The sequence below is a fragment of the Aldersonia sp. NBC_00410 genome, from assembly GCF_026342035.1.
Taxonomy (GTDB): domain Bacteria; phylum Actinomycetota; class Actinomycetes; order Mycobacteriales; family Mycobacteriaceae; genus Aldersonia.
In genome coordinates, this window is sequence record NZ_JAPENM010000006.1 from 371126 (window position 1) to 388697 (window position 17572).

A 17572-nucleotide genomic window follows, 5' to 3' on the forward strand; every position below is an offset into this window, starting at 1 on the left:
CCTGCTCCTACAGCCCCACCCATTCGGACACGCCGTCATCGAAGTGCTGGCGCTTCCAGATCGGCACCTCGTGTTTGATCCGCTCGACGAGTTCGGCACAGGCACGGAACGCCTCGGCGCGGTGCGGTGCGGCGACGGCGGCGACAAGCGCGAGATCGCCGATCGCGAGATCGCCGACCCGGTGAATCGCGGCCACCGGTAGACCTGTGGCGGCCGCGACCTCCGCGCAGCAGGTCTGCAGGAACCGTTCCGCGTCGGGATGCGCGTGGTACTCGAGCGCCGACACCGCCTGTCCGCCATCGTGATCGCGCACCACCCCGGAAAACAGCACGACCGCGCCGTGCTTGCGCCCGGACACCGCGGCGTCCACCACCGCCGGGTCGAGCGGTTCCGCCGAGATGCGCGCCAGCACCTCGAGCGCGGGCACGTCAGTCATGGGCACCTCCGCCGGCCGCCTGCTCGATCAGATGCTTCAGTAGCGGTTCGAGAACCTCGAGCCCGTCCCGCACGCCGCCGGGCGATCCGGGCAGGTTCACCACGACGGTATCGCCGACCAGGCCGGCAACACCACGGCTCAACGAGGCCAGCGGGAACTTCGCCGCCCCCTTGGCCCGGATCGCCTCCGCGACACCGGGCAGGTTTCGGTCGAGCACGGCCAGCGTCGCCTCGGGTGTCGCGTCGGTCGGCGACGCGCCCGTCCCGCCCGTACTGACCACGATCGAGGGCGCCCCGTCGAGGGCGTCGGTCAGGCCGGTGGCGATCTGCGCATCGGCATAGACGAGCGGACCGCGGACGGTGAAGCCACGCTCGGCGAACCACGCCGCGATGACCGGACCCGTGGTGTCCTCGCGGGTGCCGCGCGCCGCGCCGGTCGACGCGACGAGCACCGCCGCGGTGAGCTCGCCGACCGCCCGGTTGGCGCGCTCGACGGCAGGGGCCGCGCCGGAACGCTCCCAATGCCCGCTCTTGCCGCCGTCTTTGGTGAGCAGCCGGACGCCGTTGAGGGTCGCGGCCGGGTCCACCGCCTTGACCATGTCGTGCAGCGTCAGGCCGGCCACCGCCACTGCGGTGAGCGCCTCCATCTCGACGCCGGTCGGGCCCTTCGTTTTCGCTGTCGCCTCGATGGTGATCGAGTTGCTGGTGAAGTCGAAGCGCACATCCACCGACGACAGCGCCAACTGATGGCATAGCGGAATCAGTTCGGATGTCTTTTTCGCACCGTTGATCCCGGCGATCCGCGCGGTGGCGAGCACGTCGGCCTTGGGCATGTCGTCGGCGCGGACGAGCGCCACCACCTCCGGAGTGGTGAGCAACTCGCCCGCGGCGACCGCGCGGCGCGCGGAGTCGTGCTTGGCGCTGACGTCGACCATCCGCGCCCGGCCTTCCCGATCCAGATGCGACAACTCGCTCATAGCGGCCACACTTGCACACTCGTCCCGGCGTCCAGCGCGGTGACCTCGGCCGGTACCTCGATCAGCACATCGGCACGTGCCATCGCGGCGATCAGATGCGAGCCGGGACCCGACACCAACTCGACGCCGCCCTGCGTGACATGGCCGCGCAGGAACTGTTGTTTGCCGGCCGGGGAGACGAGGTCCGCGCACAGCGGCAGCGGCTCGGACTGCAGCGGTGCCAGCCCGGCGAGCGCCCGCAGCGTGGGGCGGGCGAAAATCTCGAACGAAACGAGCGTGCTCACCGGGTTGCCCGGGAAGCTGATGACGGGGATGCCGTCGACGACCGTGAGCCCCTGCGGCCCGCCCGGCTGCATCGCGACGTGCGCGAACCAGCCGCCCAGGGGAGTGAGCGCCTCACGCACGACCTCGAAATCGCCCATCGACACACCCCCCGAGGTGAACACGACATCCGCGCCGGACGCAGCCTCGCGCAGCGTCGCGAGGAACGTCGGCGCGTCGTCGATGCTGTGCGTAACGGCTGTGACTTCGCCTTCGCTGGCCGTGATTGCGGTCGCGAGTGAGGTGCCGTTCGAGTCGTAAATCTGTCCCGGCCCAAGCGGAGTGCCGGCCGGGACGAGTTCGGCGCCGGTGGTGATGACCGCGGCTCGCAGCCGCCGGCGCACCGGCACGGTGCCGACGCCCGCAGCGGCCAGCGCCGCGATGTGCTGGACCCCGAGGCGGCGGCCGGCGGGCACGAGCAGGTCCCCGTTGCGCACGTCCGACCCGGGTTCGCGGACGAACTCACCCGCCGTGCGGCCGCGTTGCACCGTCACGATCGCGCCGTCGGTGGTGGTGTCCTCGACCGGGACGACACAGTCGGCACCGGTCGGCAGCGGCGCGCCGGTCATGATCTTGATCGCGGCGCCCACCGGAAGGTCGCGCGGCCCGTCCCCGGCGGCGACGGTTCCATGCACCGGCAGCGTCGCCGGCACTGCGGCGACATCCGTCGATCGCACCGCGTACCCGTCCATCTGGGAGTTGCGGAACACCGGCAGATTCACCGGCGACATCACGTCGGCGACGACGACCCGGTGCAGCGCGGCGCGGACCGTGATCTCCTCGGTGCCCAGGCTGTCGGCGGTGGGCAGCGCCTCGGTGACGATCTGCAGGTGCTCGGCGACCGTTCGCGTCATACCGGCAGGCTATCGCCAAACGTTTGCGGTCGAACATGACCCGCGGGTGGCCTGCAATTGCCTGGACACGGTCGTGTGTATGTGACCAACACGGCGGTGTGGGCATACTGGGGGCATGACGTTGGTCGACATCGGGATTCCCGTTCTCCGGGACGCGGTGGACGCGCGCGCCGACCGGCCCGACGTGCCGTACCTGCTCGACCGGTTCGGCCGGATCGCGCGGGATCTGCGGGTCTCCATCACCGAGCGTTGCTCGTTGAGATGCACCTACTGCATGCCGGAGGAGGGTCTGCCGGCGATACCTGCGGATCGGCTGCTCAGCGCCGCGGAGATTGTGCGCGTCGTCGAACTCGCGGTACGCATGCTCGGCATCCACGAGGTGCGTTTCACCGGTGGCGAGCCGTTGATGCGCCGCGACCTCGAGGACATCATCGCCGGTTGTGCCCAGCGGCTGCCCGACGTGCCGCTGATGATGACGACCAACGCAATCGGTCTCGAGCATCGCGCGCAGCGGCTCGCGGACGCGGGGCTGCGCCGGGTGAACATCTCGCTGGACTCGGTGGATCGCGCGGAATTTGCCAAGCTCACCCGCCGCGATCGGTTGCCCGCGGTGCTCGCCGGCATCCGGGCCGCGGGCCGCGCCGGGCTCGCACCGGTGAAGGTGAACGCCGTGCTCATGCCCGACACGCTGGCCGGCGCGCCGGAGCTGCTGGCGTGGTGCCTCGACGAAGGTTGCGAGCTGCGCTTCATCGAGGAAATGCCGCTCGACGCGGACCGGGAATGGGCGCGGGCGAACATGGTCACCGCGCAGCAGCTGCTCGACATGCTCGGTAGCCGATTCGACCTGGTCGAGGTCGGTCGCGACGACCCGTCGGCCCCGGCCGAGCAGTGGATGGTGAACGGTGGTCCGGCCACGGTGGGGATCATCGCCTCGGTGACCCGGTCGTTCTGCGAAACGTGTGACCGAACCCGGCTTACCGCCGACGGCATGATCCGCTCCTGCCTGTTCAGCGACCACGAGGTGGATCTGCGTGGACCGCTGCGGGCCGGTGCGAGCGACGCCGAACTCGCGCAGTTGTGGCGCGCCGCCATGTGGCAGAAATGGGCCGGGCACGGCATCAACGCCGAAGACTTCGTGCCGCCGGACCGCTCGATGGGGGCGATCGGTGGCTGACGTGCAGGTCGATGTGCGGTACTTCGCCGCCGCCGCGGATGCGGCGCGGTGCGCGAAGGAGACCATCGCTCTGCCCGCCGCCGCGACGCTCGGCGATTTGGCGGCGACGCTGATTCAGCGGCACGGACCGGACATGACCCGCGTGCTGAAGGTCGCGGCATTCCTCGTCGAGGACGAGCTGACCAGGGACCGCACCCAGCCGATAGCACCGCGCGTGGACATCCTGCCCCCGTTCGCCGGTGGCTGAGCGCGCCGATACCTTCCGCAAGGCGAAGTCGGGAGTGCATCCGGACTTCTATCTCGCCGAGGCCGCGGGATTGCGCTGGCTCGCCGACGGTGGCGCCCGCGTGGTCGACGTGCTCGACGTCGACTCGGCGCATATCGACCTGGCGCGGATTGACGAGTCGGCGCCGAGCGAACGGTCTGCGCGCGAATTCGGTGCGACACTGGCCCGGATGCACGACGCCGGCGTCGGTGTCGAACAGGACGCGCGCGTCGGTGGCGAGCAGTTCGGCTGTCCACCAGCGGGATTCAGCGGGCAGTTGTTCATCGGCGCGCGAAAGATGAGCAGCACCAGGCACTCCCGTTGGGGCGAGTTCTACGCCGTGGAGCGAGTGTTGCCCTTCGTTCGCATCGCCGTCGATGCAGGCAGCGTGCGCGCCGATCAACTCGCCGACATCGAGCGGGCATGCGCAACCGTGGCGTCGGGCGCGTTCGACGACAACGAGCCACCGGCCCGGATCCACGGAGACCTGTGGAACGGAAACGTCTTGTGGACCCGCGCGGGTGCGGTGCTCATCGACCCTGCGGCCCATGGTGGGCACCGGGAGACCGATCTGGCGATGCTCGAACTGTTCGGACTGCCGTACCTGCACCATGTGCTCGACGGCTACCGGATGGTGCATCCGCTGCGTCCTGGGTGGGAGACGAGAGTGCCACTGCACCAACTGCATCCGCTCGCGGTGCACGCCGCGAGTTACGGCGCCGGGTACGGACGCAGCCTGCACGCGGCGGCACTGGCGGTGCTCGCGCTGGCGTAGCGCGGTGTCGATGACGGGCTGGCCCGGGCCCATTCGCACGCCTGCTGGTCAACCCTCGCCAGTTGATCTACTATCTCCGGTAGTAGACATTCTGAGTTGGGGGAGGCTCGGCAATGGAACACACTGCGTCGTCACGACAACGGGCGGGAATCGTCGGCGGGGGAATCGGCGGTCTTGCAGCGGCAATCGCACTTCGCAAAGCCGGCTGGGACGTCACCGTGTACGAGCAAGCGTCCGAGTTCGCCGAGGTGGGCGCCGGCCTCGTACTGCTCCCCAATGCTTTGGCAGCGCTGGACGAAATTGGCGTTGGTGACGACATTCGGGCGAACTCGCATCCGTATAGCTTGGGCGGGATCAGAAATCCGCGCGGACGAATTCTGATGTCGCACAGAAAAGGTGCCGGTGGCCGCGACCCGGTCATTGTTCACCGCGCCGATTTGATCGATGTGTTGGTTCGCGCGCTGCCCGCCGGGTGCCTGCGCACCGGAACCGCGGTGAACAGTGTCGGTGTCGACGGGGAGGTCGTCACGGCCGCGGGTGCCGATCGCTACGACCTCGTCGTCGCCGCCGATGGAGTGCACAGTGTTGTCCGACAGCAGATCTGGCCGGGTGAGGGAAGCGTCGAAGGTTCCGGCGTGACCGCCTGGCGTTGGATCATCGATGCACCGCCGCCGAGTTGGGTCGGGCAGGTGTGGGGCAACCGAGAGGAATTCGGCATTCTCCCATTGACCGGCGGCCGCACCTGGGCTTACGCCGGTGCGCGAGGCGGAGTCGACATCCTCGAGCATTTCGCCGATTGGCCGGAACCGGTGTCGCAGCTGGTCGCGAACGCCGATCCGACCCGGATCATCGAACACGAGCTACTCGAGATCCGACCCCCGAAGTCGTTGATACGTGGGAAAATTGCGTTGATCGGCGATGCCGCGCATGCGATGCACCCGCACCTTGGGCTGGGTGCCGCCACTGCGATCGAGGATGCGGTCACACTCGCTGCCTTCGCGACCGACCTACCGGGCTACAACAAGGATCGACGTCGTCGGGTTCGCACCTCGCAATGGCTTTCGCGCCGAATGTCGAGAGTCATAATGCCGGCCAATCGTCCATTCGCGGCCGTTCGTGATGTCGTCATGGGGTTGACTCCCGGCGTCCTCGCCCTGTCGGTGTTCGGTGTGGTCAATCGCTGGCGGCCCCGGCCGATCACGTGCCGGACGGAGTGCGATGAACGTGTCGAACTCCAGGAGGAGATCCCGACTATCGACAAGCGCATTGCAAACGAAAAGTAGAGATCTGCACGCCACAACCCGGGTGACCGTGACCAGTCGGCCCTCGCAGATGGTCATCGAGATCGGCACCCGGGTGGCCGAGCGTCTCAACCTCTAGCCGCCGGCGCCGGAAAGCATGCCCCGGTCGGCGAGCCGCACCGCGACGCGCTCACCGGTCTCGAGCGACTCGACCGCGGCCGCACACACCGCGGCCGCGGCGTACCCGTCCCAGGCGCACGGGCCGTCGACCTGGTCGTCGGTCCCGGCACCGCTCCGCACCGCGTCGACCCAACGCTGCAACTGGGTGTCGTAGGCGCGGGCGAAGCGTTCGCGGAACCCTGCCGGTATCTGCCCGCCCCAGCGGCCGGTCGTGCTCCGGCGGACGAGTCCGACGTCGAGACCGATCATCGCGCTGCCGCGTTCGCCGACGACCTCGGTGCGCACCTCGTAGCCGACGCCGGTGGTGACGAACAGTTCGACATCTACGTGCCGGCCCGATTCGGTGCGCAGTAGCGCGATCAGCGGATCGCGGACACCAATGGGTGCACCGGGATTCGGGGTGGGCGTGATGATCTGCACCGCCGCGATTTCTTCACCGAACAGGAACCTGGTCACATCGATCTCGTGGACGAGTGAGTCCCGCAGGATCATCGCGGCATCGAAGCCGGGCGCGGCGGTGGCGTTGCGGTGCACGCAGTGCAGCAGCAGCGGCCTGCCGAGATCGCCCGAGTCGAGGAGAGACTCGAGCGCGACGTACTCGTCGTCGAAGCGACGCATGAAGCCAACCTGAATGAGCCTGGACCCCAACGCTACTTCCCGGGTGACGACGTCGAGGGCACTGGCGACGTCGGTGGTGAGCGGCTTCTCGCACAGCACCGGCCTGCGGAGCTCGAGACACGCGACCAATTGCTTCTCGTGTGCGGCACCCGGTGTGGCGAGCAGCACCGCGTCGACCTCGGGATCTGCTATTGCATCGAGCGGATCGGCGACGACGCGGCAGCCGGGAACGCTCGCTGCGACATGTTCGGCGCGCTCGGTGACCAAATCGCTGACAACGACGACGCGCGCGCCCGCGGTCCGTGTCGCAAGCCGCGCAACGTGATCGGCGCCCATCGCGCCGACCCCCAGCACCGCGACCCGCACCTCGCCGATAGCCGTCATCGGCGGAACCGGAGGGACGGGACGGTGCACGAGCCCAGGTAGCGACGGGTGCGTCGCGCGATCGGGAGCGGGACATCGGCGTCGCACGGGTACATGTCCTGCTCGACGATCGCGAACAGGTCGAGTTCGAGTCGCGCTACGGCCGAAAGCAACGGCGGCAGCTCGGGAACACCGAGTGGTGGCTCGACCATGACGCCGAGCCGCACCGCCTCGGCGAACGACAGATCCTCGGCAGCGACCTTGGCACGGATCTGTGGGTCGACCTGCTTGAGGTGCAGATACCCGATCCGTCCGGACGTGCGCTCGAGCACGGTGAGACTGTCTCCGCCGCAGTAGTCGATATGACCGGTGTCCAGGCACAGATCGACGAAATCGGCGTCGGTGGCGTCGAGGAAGCGGTACACGTTTTCCGCGCTGTCGATGTGGCTGTCCGCATGCGGGTGGTATTGCGCTCGGACCCCGTAGGTTTCGAACATCGCCCGGCCGAGGGCATTCATTCCCTCGGTCTTCCGTTTCCACTGCGCGGCAGTCAGTTCGCGGTTCTCCAGCACCGCGCCCGAGCCTTGATCGCGCCACATCTGCGGGATCACCACGACCGACGTGCCGCCGACCACCGCGGTCAGCCGCGCGACGTCGGCGGCCCGCTGCCAGGTCCCGGCCCACGAATCGTCGCGGTGCAGATACTCGAAAACCGTTCCTGCCGAGACCTTCAGGTCGCGGCCGGCGAGTTCGTCGGCAAGCTTCGCCGGATCGGTCGGCAAGTACCCGAAGGGGCCGAGCTCGATCCACTCGTAACCGGCCGCGGCCGCCTCGTCGAGGAATCGCGGATAGGGAGTCTGGTACGGGTCGTCGGCGAACCAGACACCCCAGGAGTCCGGCGCGGTGCCCACCCGGATCGTCCCCATCTCTGTTGGCTCCCTTCGTGACTCAGTCGGCGGACGGGCGTAGATAGGGCTGCTGAATCCGCTTCCACCGCAAATAGATCTCGTACGCCTCGCGCGTGGCGGGCACACTCGACGTCTCGGCGATCGGGACGTCCCACCACGATCCGCCCTCCGGTGGCGCCGGGCGTGGATCGGTCTCGACGTGAATCACCGTGCTCGACTCGGCGGCGATGGCGCGGCGTACCGCGGCGGTGAAATCGGTCGCCGTGTCTGCGCGGACCACATCGACCCCCAGACTCGCCGCGTTGGCGGCCAGATCGACCGGCAGGCGTGCACCGTCGAGCCGTCCGGTCTCGCCGCGGAACCGGTATTCGGTGCCGAACCGCCCGCTGCCCAACGATTCCGAGAGTGTGCCGATCGAGGCGAAGCCATGGTTCTGTACCAGTACCACGATGACCTTGACGCTTTCCTGGACGGCCGTGACCAGTTCGCCGGGCATCATCAGGTACGAGCCGTCCCCGACCAGAACGAACACGTCCCGGTCGGGCGCGGCGAGTCGTGCCCCGATGCCGCCGGCGATCTCATAGCCCATACAGGAGTAGCCGTATTCGACGTGGTACCCCTTCGGGTCTCGGATTCGCCACAGCTTGTGCAGGTCACCCGGCATCGAGCCGGCCGCGCAGACCACCACGTCGAGATCGGCTGACAACGAGTTCACCAAGCCGATCAGCTGGGTCTGCGTCAGCCGTGCGTCCGGGTCGGTGACGCGGTACGCGGCGTCGATCTGCTCCTCCCACGCCGTGACGAGTTCGCAGACCAGCACGCGATAGTCGGCGTCAACGTGATAGTCGCGCAGGGCCGTGCCGAGCGCAGCAAGCGCCGCACGGGCATCGGCCACGACCCCTACCGCGGATTGCTTTGCCGCGTCGAACGGGGCGACGTTGATGTTGACGAACCGCACGTCCGGGTTCGCGAACGCGGTGTGCGAGGCGGTGGTGAAATCGCTGTATCGCGTACCGATCCCGATCACCACGTCGGCGTCGGCGGCGAGGTCGTTCGCCGCGGCAGTGCCGGTGACCCCGATCGCGCCGACCGACCGCGGGTCGTCGTGGCGTAGGCAGCCCTTGCCCGCCTGCGTGACCGCAACCGGAATCCCGGTCCGTTCGCAGAACCGGGCAAGGTCCTCCGCCGCTCCGGAGTAGATCACCCCGCCACCGGCGACGATCAGCGGACTGCGGGCCGACCGGATCACCGCTGCGGCGCGTGCGATCGCCGCGGCTTCTGGTGGTGGCCGACGGACTTGCCAAACACGCTGCGCGAAAAATGATTCCGGCCAGCTGCACGATTCGGCCTGCACGTCCTGGCCGATCGCGATGGTGGCGGCCCCGGTCTCGGCGGGGTCGGTGAGCACCCGCATCGCGCCGAGCAGGGCCGCGGGCAATTGTTCCGGTCGGGTGACCCGATCGAAATAACGTGAGAGCGGACGGAATGCGTCGTTGACGGTGATGTCGCCGGCGGCAGGTGATTCGAGTTCCTGTAGGACCGGCGCACTCACCCGGGTGGCGAAGGTGTCCGCGGGCAGCAGCAGTACCGGGATCCGATTGATCGTGGCCAATGCGGCGCCGGTGAGCATGTTCGTCGAACCGGGGCCGATGCTCGTGGTGACCGCCCAGGCCTGCAGACGGTCGCGCTGTCGGGCGTAGGCGACGGCGCTGTGCACCATCGCCTGTTCGTTGCGGCCGAAGACGAACGGTAGCGCGGGCCTGGTGTTCGTCTCGGCGGCGTCGATCTCGTGCTGCAGCAACGCCTGTCCGATGCCCCCGAGATTGCCGTGGCCGAAGATGCCGAATGCGCCGGCGAAGAATGGGGTCCGCGCACCGTCGCGTTCGACGAACTGCGCGGCGAGGAAGCGCACTACCGCCTGCCCGACGGTCAACCGCACCCGGGCTTCGGGTTCGGGAGTTCTCGACGGGAGCGGCGGAGTGGCTGCCATGTCTCACGCTCCGGGTTCGGTGGCAGTGTGGTGCAGGGGCAGGCGCGGGTCGATCTCCAGGTCCGCCCAACTGTCGCGGACCCAGGCATGTGCGGGATCGTCCACGACCCGCCAGGCGCGCTCCGGGCCGGGGCCGGCCATCACGTTGAGGTAGTACAGGTCGTACCCCGGTGCCGCGACCGACGGTCCGTGGAACCCGTGCGGGACGAGCACGACGTCGCCGGTGCGCACTTCGGCCAAGACGTCGATCGGCCGCGTGTCGGTGCCGTAGACCCGGTGAAAGCCGAACCCGGGACCGCCCGGCCCGTCCGCAACCTCGAAGTAGTAGATCTCCTCCAACTCGGATTCGACCGCGGAACGTTCGTCGTGCTTGTGCGCCGGGTAGCTCGACCAGTTCCCGCCGGGAGTAATCACCTCGACCGCGATCAGCGAGTCGGCCGCGAAAGTGTCTGCGGCACCGAAGTTGTGCACCTGCCTGCTGCAGTTGCCCGCGCCGCGCAGTTCGATGGGCACATCGGCGGCAGGCAGTCTGCGGTTGGGCAGCGAGCGGGTGGCGCGTGCCCCGCAGATCGCGAACCGGCCGGTGCCGGCCAGGCGGTACTCGGTTCCGATCCCGAGGTAGACCATGTCTGCCGGACCGTCGAAAACCGAAGTGCGGGGGGATAATTCGAATCTTTGTCGCCCGCATTCGACGACGCCCGAACCGGCAAGCGGAAGGATCATCACCTCGGTGCCGCCGGTGTGCAGCGCACGCGAAGCCGTGCCGTCCGGATGCTCGCCCAGATCGATCACCTGCAGGCTGGTTTCCGACCACCCCGCCGACTCGGGTGTGACGTCGACCGTGAGCGGCGGTGCCGCGTTGCCGGCCCGGATGTGCTGCTCAGACATCTGCCGGCTCACTGCGTTCGGCGAGGGCGGCGACCTCTGCGGCGGTCGGCATCGCGGTCGAGCACTCGAGCCGGGAGGCGACGATGGCGCCCGCGGCGTTGGCATTGCGCAATGTCTGCTCGAGCGACAGGCCGGCGAGCAGGCCGTGGCACAGGCTGCCGCCGAATCCGTCGCCCGCGCCGAGGCCATTGACCACGCCGATGTCGTGCGCCGGTACGGTCACCGACTCGTGTTTCGTGCGCCCGAGTACACCGCCCGGGCCCTGCTTGACGATCGCAAGTTCGACGCCGAGGTCGAGCAACGCGTCGGCGGCCTTGTCCGGATCCTTCGTGCCGACCGCGATCTCGCACTCCGCGAGATTGCCGACGGCGACATTCACCCGGCCGAGCGCGGCGCGGATCTGCTCGGTAGCCGCGGTCTCGGACGCCCAGAATGCCGGACGGTAGTCGAGGTCGAGCACCGTGTACCGGCCGCCGTCTTCGGTTTCGCGTTCCTGCCAAGCGGCGAAATGAGCACGGCGACTTGGCTCTTCGCACAGGCCGGTCGCAGTCGACCAGTACAGCCGGGCGGAACGGACCACCTCCGGGTCGATATCGGCGACGTCGATTTGCAGATCCGGCGCGCTCGGGCGGCGGTAGAAGTAGATCGGGAACCGGTCGGGCGGGAAGATCTCGCAGAAGGTCACCGGCGTCGGGTACACGGCGTAGCTGCGCACGAACCGGTCGTCCACTCCGAGGTCGGTCAGTGCGGTGCGGACGAATCTGCCGAACGGGTCGGTGCCGACACCGGACACGAGTGCTGTTCGCGCACCGAGTCGCGCGGCGGCCACCGCGACGTTGGCGGCGCTGCCGCCGAGGAACCTGCCGAACGAGGTGACGTCCTCGAGCGCGACACCCGTCTGCAGTGGGTAGAGGTCGACCCCGCACCGCCCGATCACGAGCACGTCGTACACCGGCGCCTCGTCGTTTCGGGTCGCCCGCTCGGCTGTGCTGGTCAAGCCCGACCCCCTCGCATCTACGGCGCTTCGACATCTACCGCGTGGTCTCGAAGCCTCGATCTGCCCGCGTGCCGAGTATGTCAAAGAAGCCGACGGCTTCGGGGGGCTACTTCCGAGTCAGGGTGACGATCTGGTTGCCTGCGGTCAGTGTCAGCGTGGCGCCGTCGAGTGTCCAGGTCGGCTGCTTCTGCAGCAGGTCGGTGACCCAGGCGTCCGCGCCGATCGTTTCGGCGCTGCAGTCGTTCGTGGTGGATTCCAGGTCCGTGACGGCGAACCTGCCATCGGACAGGTCGACACCGGCGGTGGCCGTGTTGCAGCCGGCGTCGAGGGTCGCCTTGTCGTCGTCGGTGAAGCCGAGCTCGAGCGGCCCGCCGCCGGGGATCGGGGGACCCTGCACTTCGGTAGAGATGTACACGTGTCCCACCGGTGACGGGGCGGGCGCACTGTCCACGGAATCGCTGTCGTTCGAACAGGATGTGATGCCGAGCAGGGCGGGGACCCCGACCAGGGTGATCGCGGCGAGCTGACCGGTCTTCCACATGGTCGACAACCATAGTGCGAGCTATGTGCGGGTCAGTTCGGCGGCGTCATCCGTCGCGCCAGGTCGGCCCAACGGTCCGCGATGGTCGGCAGTGGGATGTGCAGCGCGCGCACTTGATGCAGTACGAGATCCGCGTCGAGGGCGGCGAGCAGGGTATCCGCGAGCAGACGCACGTCCTCGCGGTGGCCGGCAGCGCGCAGCAACGCAGACACGTGCGTCACCGCGACCAGGTAGGGCGGCGCATCGAAGCGGGACTCCCGGGTGCTCTCCGCGGCACGCATAATGTCGCCCTGGGTCTCGACCATCGCCAGGCGCGCGCGACCGAACGCGACGAGCCGATCCACCGGCTCGGCGCCGGGGCCCAGGGGTGGCGGGCCGAACATGAACGCGGCCTGCAGTTCCTGCTCGCTGTGGTCGAGCAGGGCGAGCATCAAACCCGCGCGACTGCCGAACCGGCGAAAGACGGTGCCCTTGCCCACTCCGGCGGTGGCCGCAACCGCTTCCATCGTCACCGCCGCCACCCCCCGATCGGCGACGAGCAGCGTGGCCGCGTCGAGCAGTAGCCGTCGGTTGCGTGCCGCGTCCCTGCGCTCGGCCGTCGCGTCTGCGCGCGGGAGTCCGCGAACGGGGAGCGGGAAATCGGGCGGCGGCACCGGTCGATGGTACGTGCCGGAATAATCCGGACCGTGGTCCGGTTATGCTGACGTCGGTTGGTTTCAGACGAATGAAGGGTATCGAAAAACTATGGCGACAACGCGAGTGCTCGCATTGGTCGGCAGCCTGCGGGCGGGATCGGTGAACCGTCAGCTTGCCGAGACCGCGGCCCATGTCGCGCCGGAGGGCGCCGAGGTGACGATCTTCGAGGGGCTCGCCGACGTGCCCTTCTACAACGAGGACATCGATGTCCCCGGCAAGGAGTCCGAGGCTGTGCAGGCGCTGCGCGCGGCGGCCGGTGCGGCCGACGCCCTGCTGCTCGTGACCCCGGAATACAACGGCACCATCCCCGCCGTGCTGAAGAACGCGATCGACTGGCTTTCCCGGCCGTACGGAGCCGGCGCCGCAGCCGGCAAGGCGGTCGCGGTGATCAGCGCCTCGCCGAGCCAGAACGGCGCGAAGTGGGCGCACGACGACACCCGCAAGGCCGTCCGGATCGCCGGCGGCAAGGTGCTCGAGGACGTGGTGCTCGCCCTGGGCGGCACGGTGCAGAAGTTCGGCGAGGGCCACCCGCGCGACAACGCCGAGGTTGCCGGGCAGGTCGGTGACGTCGTGCGGCGTCTGGTCGAGGCTGCCCAGTCGGAGCTCGTCTCCGCCTGATCGCAGGCGCTCCGCGAGAGTGTCGATCGAGCCCATCGCCCGCAGCAGGATCGCGGGCGGTGGGCACTTTCGTGTCGGACCCGTGGTGTCAAATCGAAGTGTGCGGTTCGGAGCCTCGAACGCGGGCAGAAATGTGACCTGCGACACGCCGAGTGGCGTCGGAAAACGGGTTGTCACAGGAGTCTCGAGCTGGGAATTCCATCCATGTGACTCGCAACATGTCGTGTTCGCTGTTTATGTCGGCCACTAGGTGTAGTGTCTGAGAAGTTGAAACGGCCCGATCCGAACAAGCCGCAGTCGCCAGTCCGGCAGGGCCAGGAGCACGCCTTTTGGCGGTGTTCGTTTCACCCACAGCAGTCAGTAGTGCGTAGCAGTTTTCAGGCCGGAGAAAGAGGTATCGATGACCGTCACCGTCTACACCAAGCCAGCCTGCGTCCAGTGCACCGCGACCTACCGGGCCCTCGACAAAGAAGGCATCGAGTACTCGGCGGTCGACATCTCCGAGGATCCGGCCGCGCGCGATTTCGTGATGGCGCTCGGCTACCTGCAGGCGCCCGTCGTGGTTGCCGGTGATGAGCACTGGTCGGGCTTCCGTCCGGACCGGATCAAGTCGATCGTGGCCAGCGCCGCCTGACGTCGGCCGGCTCGCCGGGGTCGCCATCGAGACGTCGGCCGGCTCGCCCGGCATCCGACGAAGGAACTTTCGAGGGAGGCGAGCCGATGACCTCGCTCATCTATTTCTCGAGCGCATCGGAGAACACGCACAAATTCGTGCAACGGCTCGAACTGCCGGCCTCGCGGATTCCCGTGCACGACCGGGACGGCGACGTCCATGCCGACGAGCCGTACGTGCTCATCGTTCCCACCTATGGGGGCGGTAGCCACGTCACCGGCAGGCGCGGGGGATTCGTACCCAAGCAGGTTGTCCGGTTTCTCAACGATGAGCACAATCGCTCGTTGCTCGCGGGTGTGATCGCCGCGGGTAACACCAACTTCGGTGAGACGTATTGCTATGCCGGAGAAGTGATTTCGCAGAAGTGTCGGGTTCCGTACCTGTATCGCTTCGAACTTATGGGGACCACCGAGGACGTGCAGCGCGTCCGAGAGGGATTGGGATTGTTTTGGCAGCAACGGCAGTGGCATCCAGTGGGCGTGTAGAACAGCACGTTCCGTCACATTCGGCATCCACCGAAGGGCTCGATTATCACGCCCTCAACGCGATGCTCAACCTGTACGGCCCGGACGGAGAGATCCAGTTCGACAAGGACCGCGAGGCGGCCCATCAGTACTTCCTCCAGCATGTCAACCAGAACACGGTGTTCTTCCACAATCTTGACGAGAAGCTGGACTACCTGATTCGCGAAAACTATTACGAGCGGCGGATTCTCGACCAGTACACGCGCAACTTCGTCAAGTCGCTGCTCGACCTGGCGTACTCGAAGAAGTTCCGGTTCCCGACCTTCCTCGGCGCGTTCAAGTACTACACCTCGTACACGCTCAAGACGTTCGACGGAAAGCGGTACCTGGAGCGGTTCGAGGACCGGGTCTGCATGGTCGCGCTCACTCTCGCCGCCGGTGACGAGCAGTTGGCCATCGAACTGGTGGAGGAGATCATCTCCGGCCGCTTCCAGCCGGCGACGCCGACGTTCCTCAACTCGGGCAAGGCGCAGCGCGGCGAGCCCGTCTCGTGCTTCCTGTTGCGCATCGAGGACAACATGGAGTCCATCGGCCGCTCGATCAACTCGGCGCTGCAGCTGTCCAAGCGTGGTGGCGGAGTTGCGCTGCTGCTGAGCAACATTCGCGAGCACGGCGCACCGATCAAGAAGATCGAGAACCAGTCTTCCGGTGTCATCCCGATCATGAAGCTGCTCGAAGATTCGTTCTCCTACGCCAATCAGCTCGGTGCCCGCCAGGGTGCCGGTGCGGTGTACCTGCACGCGCACCACCCGGATATCTACCGGTTCCTCGACACCAAGCGGGAGAACGCGGACGAGAAGATCCGGATCAAGACGCTCTCGCTCGGTGTGGTGATTCCCGACATCACCTTCGAGCTGGCGCGCAAGAACGAGGACATGTACCTGTTCTCGCCGTACGACGTGGAGCGCATCTACGGCGTGCCGTTCGCCGATATCAACGTCACCGAGAAGTACTACGAGATGGTCGACGACAAGCGCATCCGCAAGTCGAAGATCAAGGCGCGCGAATTCTTCCAGACGATCGCGGAGCTGCAGTTCGAGTCCGGCTACCCGTACATCATGTTCGAGGACACCGTGAATCGGGCGAACCCGATCGCGGGCAAGATCACCCACTCGAACCTGTGCTCGGAGATCCTGCAGGTCTCGACGCCGTCGACCTACAACGACGACCTGTCCTATTCCCATGTGGGCAAGGACATCTCGTGCAACCTCGGCTCGCTCAACATCGCCAGGGCGATGGACTCGCCGGACTTCCCGCAGACCATCGAGGTGTCCATCCGGGCGCTCACCGCGGTGTCGGACCAGACCCACATCGATTCGGTGCCCTCGATCGAGCAGGGCAACAACGACTCGCACGCCATCGGCCTGGGGCAGATGAACCTGCACGGCTACCTCGCGCGCGAGCGGATCCACTACGGATCCGAGGAGGGTATCGACTTCACCAACATCTACTTCTATACGGTGCTGTTCCACGCGCTGCGTGCCTCGAACAGGCTCGCCATCGAGCGGGGAACCCATTTCAAGGGCTTCCCCGACTCGAAGTACGCCTCGGGTGAGTTCTTCGACAAGTACACCGATCGGGAGTGGTCGCCGCAGACCGACCGGGTGCGGCAGATCTTCGCCGACGCCGGCGTGGAAATTCCGACGCAGGACGACTGGCGGGCGCTGAAGGAGTCGGTGCAGACGCACGGCATCTACAACCAGAACTTGCAGGCCGTTCCGCCGACCGGATCGATCAGCTACATCAACCACTCGACATCGTCGATCCACCCGGTCGCATCGAAGATCGAGATCCGCAAGGAAGGCAAGATCGGCCGCGTCTACTACCCGGCGCCGTACCTGACCAACGACAACCTGGAGTACTACCAGGACGCGTACGAGATCGGGTACGAGAAGATCATCGACACTTACGCCGCGGCGACGCAGCACGTCGACCAGGGTCTGTCGCTGACCCTGTTCTTCAAGGACACGGTCTCCACGCGCGACCTGAACAAGGCGCAGATCTACGCGTGGCGCAAGGGCATCAAGACGCTCTACTACATCCGACTGCGGCAGATGGCGCTCGAGGGCACCGAGGTGGAGGGTTGCGTCTCGTGCATGTTGTAGGCGACCGCGGGGCACAGCGAAGCGAGGAACGGACATGGTGAAACTCATCGATCGCGTATCGGCGATCAACTGGAATCGGGTGCCCGACGAGAAGGACGCCGAGGTCTGGGACCGGCTCACCGGCAACTTCTGGCTGCCGGAGAAGGTGCCGGTGTCCAACGACATCCCGTCCTGGAATACCCTCACCGCGCACGAAAAGCAGCTCACCATGCGGGTTTTCACCGGGCTGACGCTGCTCGACACGATTCAGGGCACGGTCGGTGCGGTGAGCCTGATCCCGGATGCGATCACGCCGCACGAGGAGGCGGTGTACACCAACATCGCGTTCATGGAGTCGGTGCACGCGAAGAGCTACAGCTCGATCTTCTCGACGCTGTGCTCCACCCGCGAGATCGACGACGCGTTCCGCTGGTCGGAGGAGAACGTCAA

General features: G+C 67.3%; 19 protein-coding genes. 9 read left to right on the forward strand and 10 right to left on the reverse strand.

All coding sequences use genetic code 11. The features are described from left to right. Positions 1–7: 7 nt before the first annotated feature. Genes OG921_RS16660 through glp form a run of 3 tightly spaced genes read right to left on the reverse strand, consistent with a single transcriptional unit; the run spans position 8 to position 2587 of the window. A complete protein-coding gene (locus tag OG921_RS16660) occupies positions 8–436 on the reverse strand; it encodes a molybdenum cofactor biosynthesis protein MoaE (RefSeq protein ID WP_266113575.1) in 429 nt (142 codons plus the stop codon). After that, positions 429–1412, reverse strand: a complete 984-nt coding sequence (gene moaCB / locus OG921_RS16665) for a bifunctional molybdenum cofactor biosynthesis protein MoaC/MoaB (RefSeq protein ID WP_266113576.1) — start codon at positions 1410–1412, stop codon at positions 429–431. The genes OG921_RS16660 and moaCB overlap by 8 nt, the downstream gene beginning before the upstream one ends. Continuing rightward, positions 1409–2587 carry a gephyrin-like molybdotransferase Glp gene (gene glp, locus OG921_RS16670; protein ID WP_266113577.1) on the reverse strand — a complete coding sequence of 393 codons (1179 nt, stop codon included), beginning with the start codon at positions 2585–2587 and terminating at the stop codon, positions 1409–1411. The genes moaCB and glp overlap by 4 nt, the downstream gene beginning before the upstream one ends. Positions 2588–2702: 115 nt before the next feature. Here glp and moaA point away from each other — a divergent pair, with 115 nt between their 5' ends. The 4 genes from moaA to OG921_RS16690 all read left to right on the forward strand — a co-directional run bounded on the left by moaA (position 2703) and on the right by OG921_RS16690 (position 6084). Beyond that, positions 2703–3761, forward strand: a complete 1059-nt coding sequence (gene moaA / locus OG921_RS16675; protein WP_266113578.1) for a GTP 3',8-cyclase MoaA — start codon at positions 2703–2705, stop codon at positions 3759–3761. Then, positions 3754–4008: a MoaD/ThiS family protein gene (locus tag OG921_RS16680; RefSeq protein WP_266113579.1), complete on the forward strand. Its 255-nt coding sequence runs from the start codon at positions 3754–3756 to the stop codon at positions 4006–4008. Before moaA ends, OG921_RS16680 begins: the two co-directional genes overlap by 8 nt. Continuing rightward, a complete protein-coding gene (locus OG921_RS16685) occupies positions 4001–4801 on the forward strand; it encodes a fructosamine kinase family protein (RefSeq protein ID WP_266113580.1) in 801 nt (266 codons plus the stop codon). The genes OG921_RS16680 and OG921_RS16685 overlap by 8 nt, the downstream gene beginning before the upstream one ends. A gap of 113 nt (positions 4802–4914) precedes the next feature. After that, on the forward strand, positions 4915–6084 hold the full coding sequence (locus tag OG921_RS16690) for an FAD-dependent monooxygenase (RefSeq protein ID WP_266113581.1): 1170 nt from the start codon (positions 4915–4917) through the stop codon (positions 6082–6084). A gap of 93 nt (positions 6085–6177) precedes the next feature. Here OG921_RS16690 and OG921_RS16695 read toward each other — a convergent pair whose 3' ends face one another. The 7 genes from OG921_RS16695 to OG921_RS16725 all read right to left on the reverse strand — a co-directional run bounded on the left by OG921_RS16695 (position 6178) and on the right by OG921_RS16725 (position 13180). Continuing rightward, positions 6178–7215, reverse strand: a complete 1038-nt coding sequence (locus tag OG921_RS16695; RefSeq protein WP_266113618.1) for a Gfo/Idh/MocA family protein — start codon at positions 7213–7215, stop codon at positions 6178–6180. A gap of 5 nt (positions 7216–7220) precedes the next feature. Next, positions 7221–8129 carry a sugar phosphate isomerase/epimerase gene (locus OG921_RS16700; RefSeq protein WP_266113582.1) on the reverse strand — a complete coding sequence of 303 codons (909 nt, stop codon included), beginning with the start codon at positions 8127–8129 and terminating at the stop codon, positions 7221–7223. A 22-nt stretch (positions 8130–8151) separates the two neighbouring features. Then, positions 8152–10101: a 3D-(3,5/4)-trihydroxycyclohexane-1,2-dione acylhydrolase (decyclizing) gene (gene iolD, locus OG921_RS16705; RefSeq protein WP_266113583.1), complete on the reverse strand. Its 1950-nt coding sequence runs from the start codon at positions 10099–10101 to the stop codon at positions 8152–8154. A gap of 3 nt (positions 10102–10104) precedes the next feature. After that, entirely contained in the window at positions 10105–10989 is an 885-nt protein-coding gene (gene iolB / locus OG921_RS16710; protein WP_266113584.1) for a 5-deoxy-glucuronate isomerase, read from the reverse strand. Then, the gene (gene iolC / locus OG921_RS16715) at positions 10982–11986 is read right to left on the reverse strand and encodes a 5-dehydro-2-deoxygluconokinase (RefSeq protein WP_266113585.1); all 1005 of its coding nucleotides are present in this window, start codon (positions 11984–11986) and stop codon (positions 10982–10984) included. The genes iolB and iolC overlap by 8 nt, the downstream gene beginning before the upstream one ends. A 106-nt stretch (positions 11987–12092) precedes the next feature. Further along, positions 12093–12527, reverse strand: a complete 435-nt coding sequence (locus OG921_RS16720; RefSeq protein ID WP_266113586.1) for an META domain-containing protein — start codon at positions 12525–12527, stop codon at positions 12093–12095. Positions 12528–12559: 32 nt separating this feature from the next. Beyond that, a complete protein-coding gene (locus tag OG921_RS16725; RefSeq protein ID WP_266113587.1) occupies positions 12560–13180 on the reverse strand; it encodes a TetR/AcrR family transcriptional regulator in 621 nt (206 codons plus the stop codon). Positions 13181–13271: 91 nt separating this feature from the next. Here OG921_RS16725 and OG921_RS16730 point away from each other — a divergent pair, with 91 nt between their 5' ends. From OG921_RS16730 to OG921_RS16750, 5 genes are all read left to right on the forward strand, one after another. Then, positions 13272–13841, forward strand: a complete 570-nt coding sequence (locus OG921_RS16730) for an NAD(P)H-dependent oxidoreductase (RefSeq protein ID WP_266113588.1) — start codon at positions 13272–13274, stop codon at positions 13839–13841. A 400-nt stretch (positions 13842–14241) separates the two neighbouring features. Beyond that, positions 14242–14475, forward strand: a complete 234-nt coding sequence (gene nrdH, locus OG921_RS16735; protein ID WP_266113589.1) for a glutaredoxin-like protein NrdH — start codon at positions 14242–14244, stop codon at positions 14473–14475. 86 nt (positions 14476–14561) lie between these two features. Next, positions 14562–14999: a class Ib ribonucleoside-diphosphate reductase assembly flavoprotein NrdI gene (nrdI, locus tag OG921_RS16740; protein WP_266113590.1), complete on the forward strand. Its 438-nt coding sequence runs from the start codon at positions 14562–14564 to the stop codon at positions 14997–14999. A gap of 62 nt (positions 15000–15061) precedes the next feature. Beyond that, the gene (gene nrdE, locus OG921_RS16745) at positions 15062–17143 is read left to right on the forward strand and encodes a class 1b ribonucleoside-diphosphate reductase subunit alpha (RefSeq protein WP_266113591.1); all 2082 of its coding nucleotides are present in this window, start codon (positions 15062–15064) and stop codon (positions 17141–17143) included. 34 nt (positions 17144–17177) lie between these two features. Continuing rightward, on the forward strand, positions 17178–17572 hold a 395-nt coding region (locus OG921_RS16750; RefSeq protein ID WP_266113592.1), incomplete at its 3' end, for a ribonucleotide-diphosphate reductase subunit beta.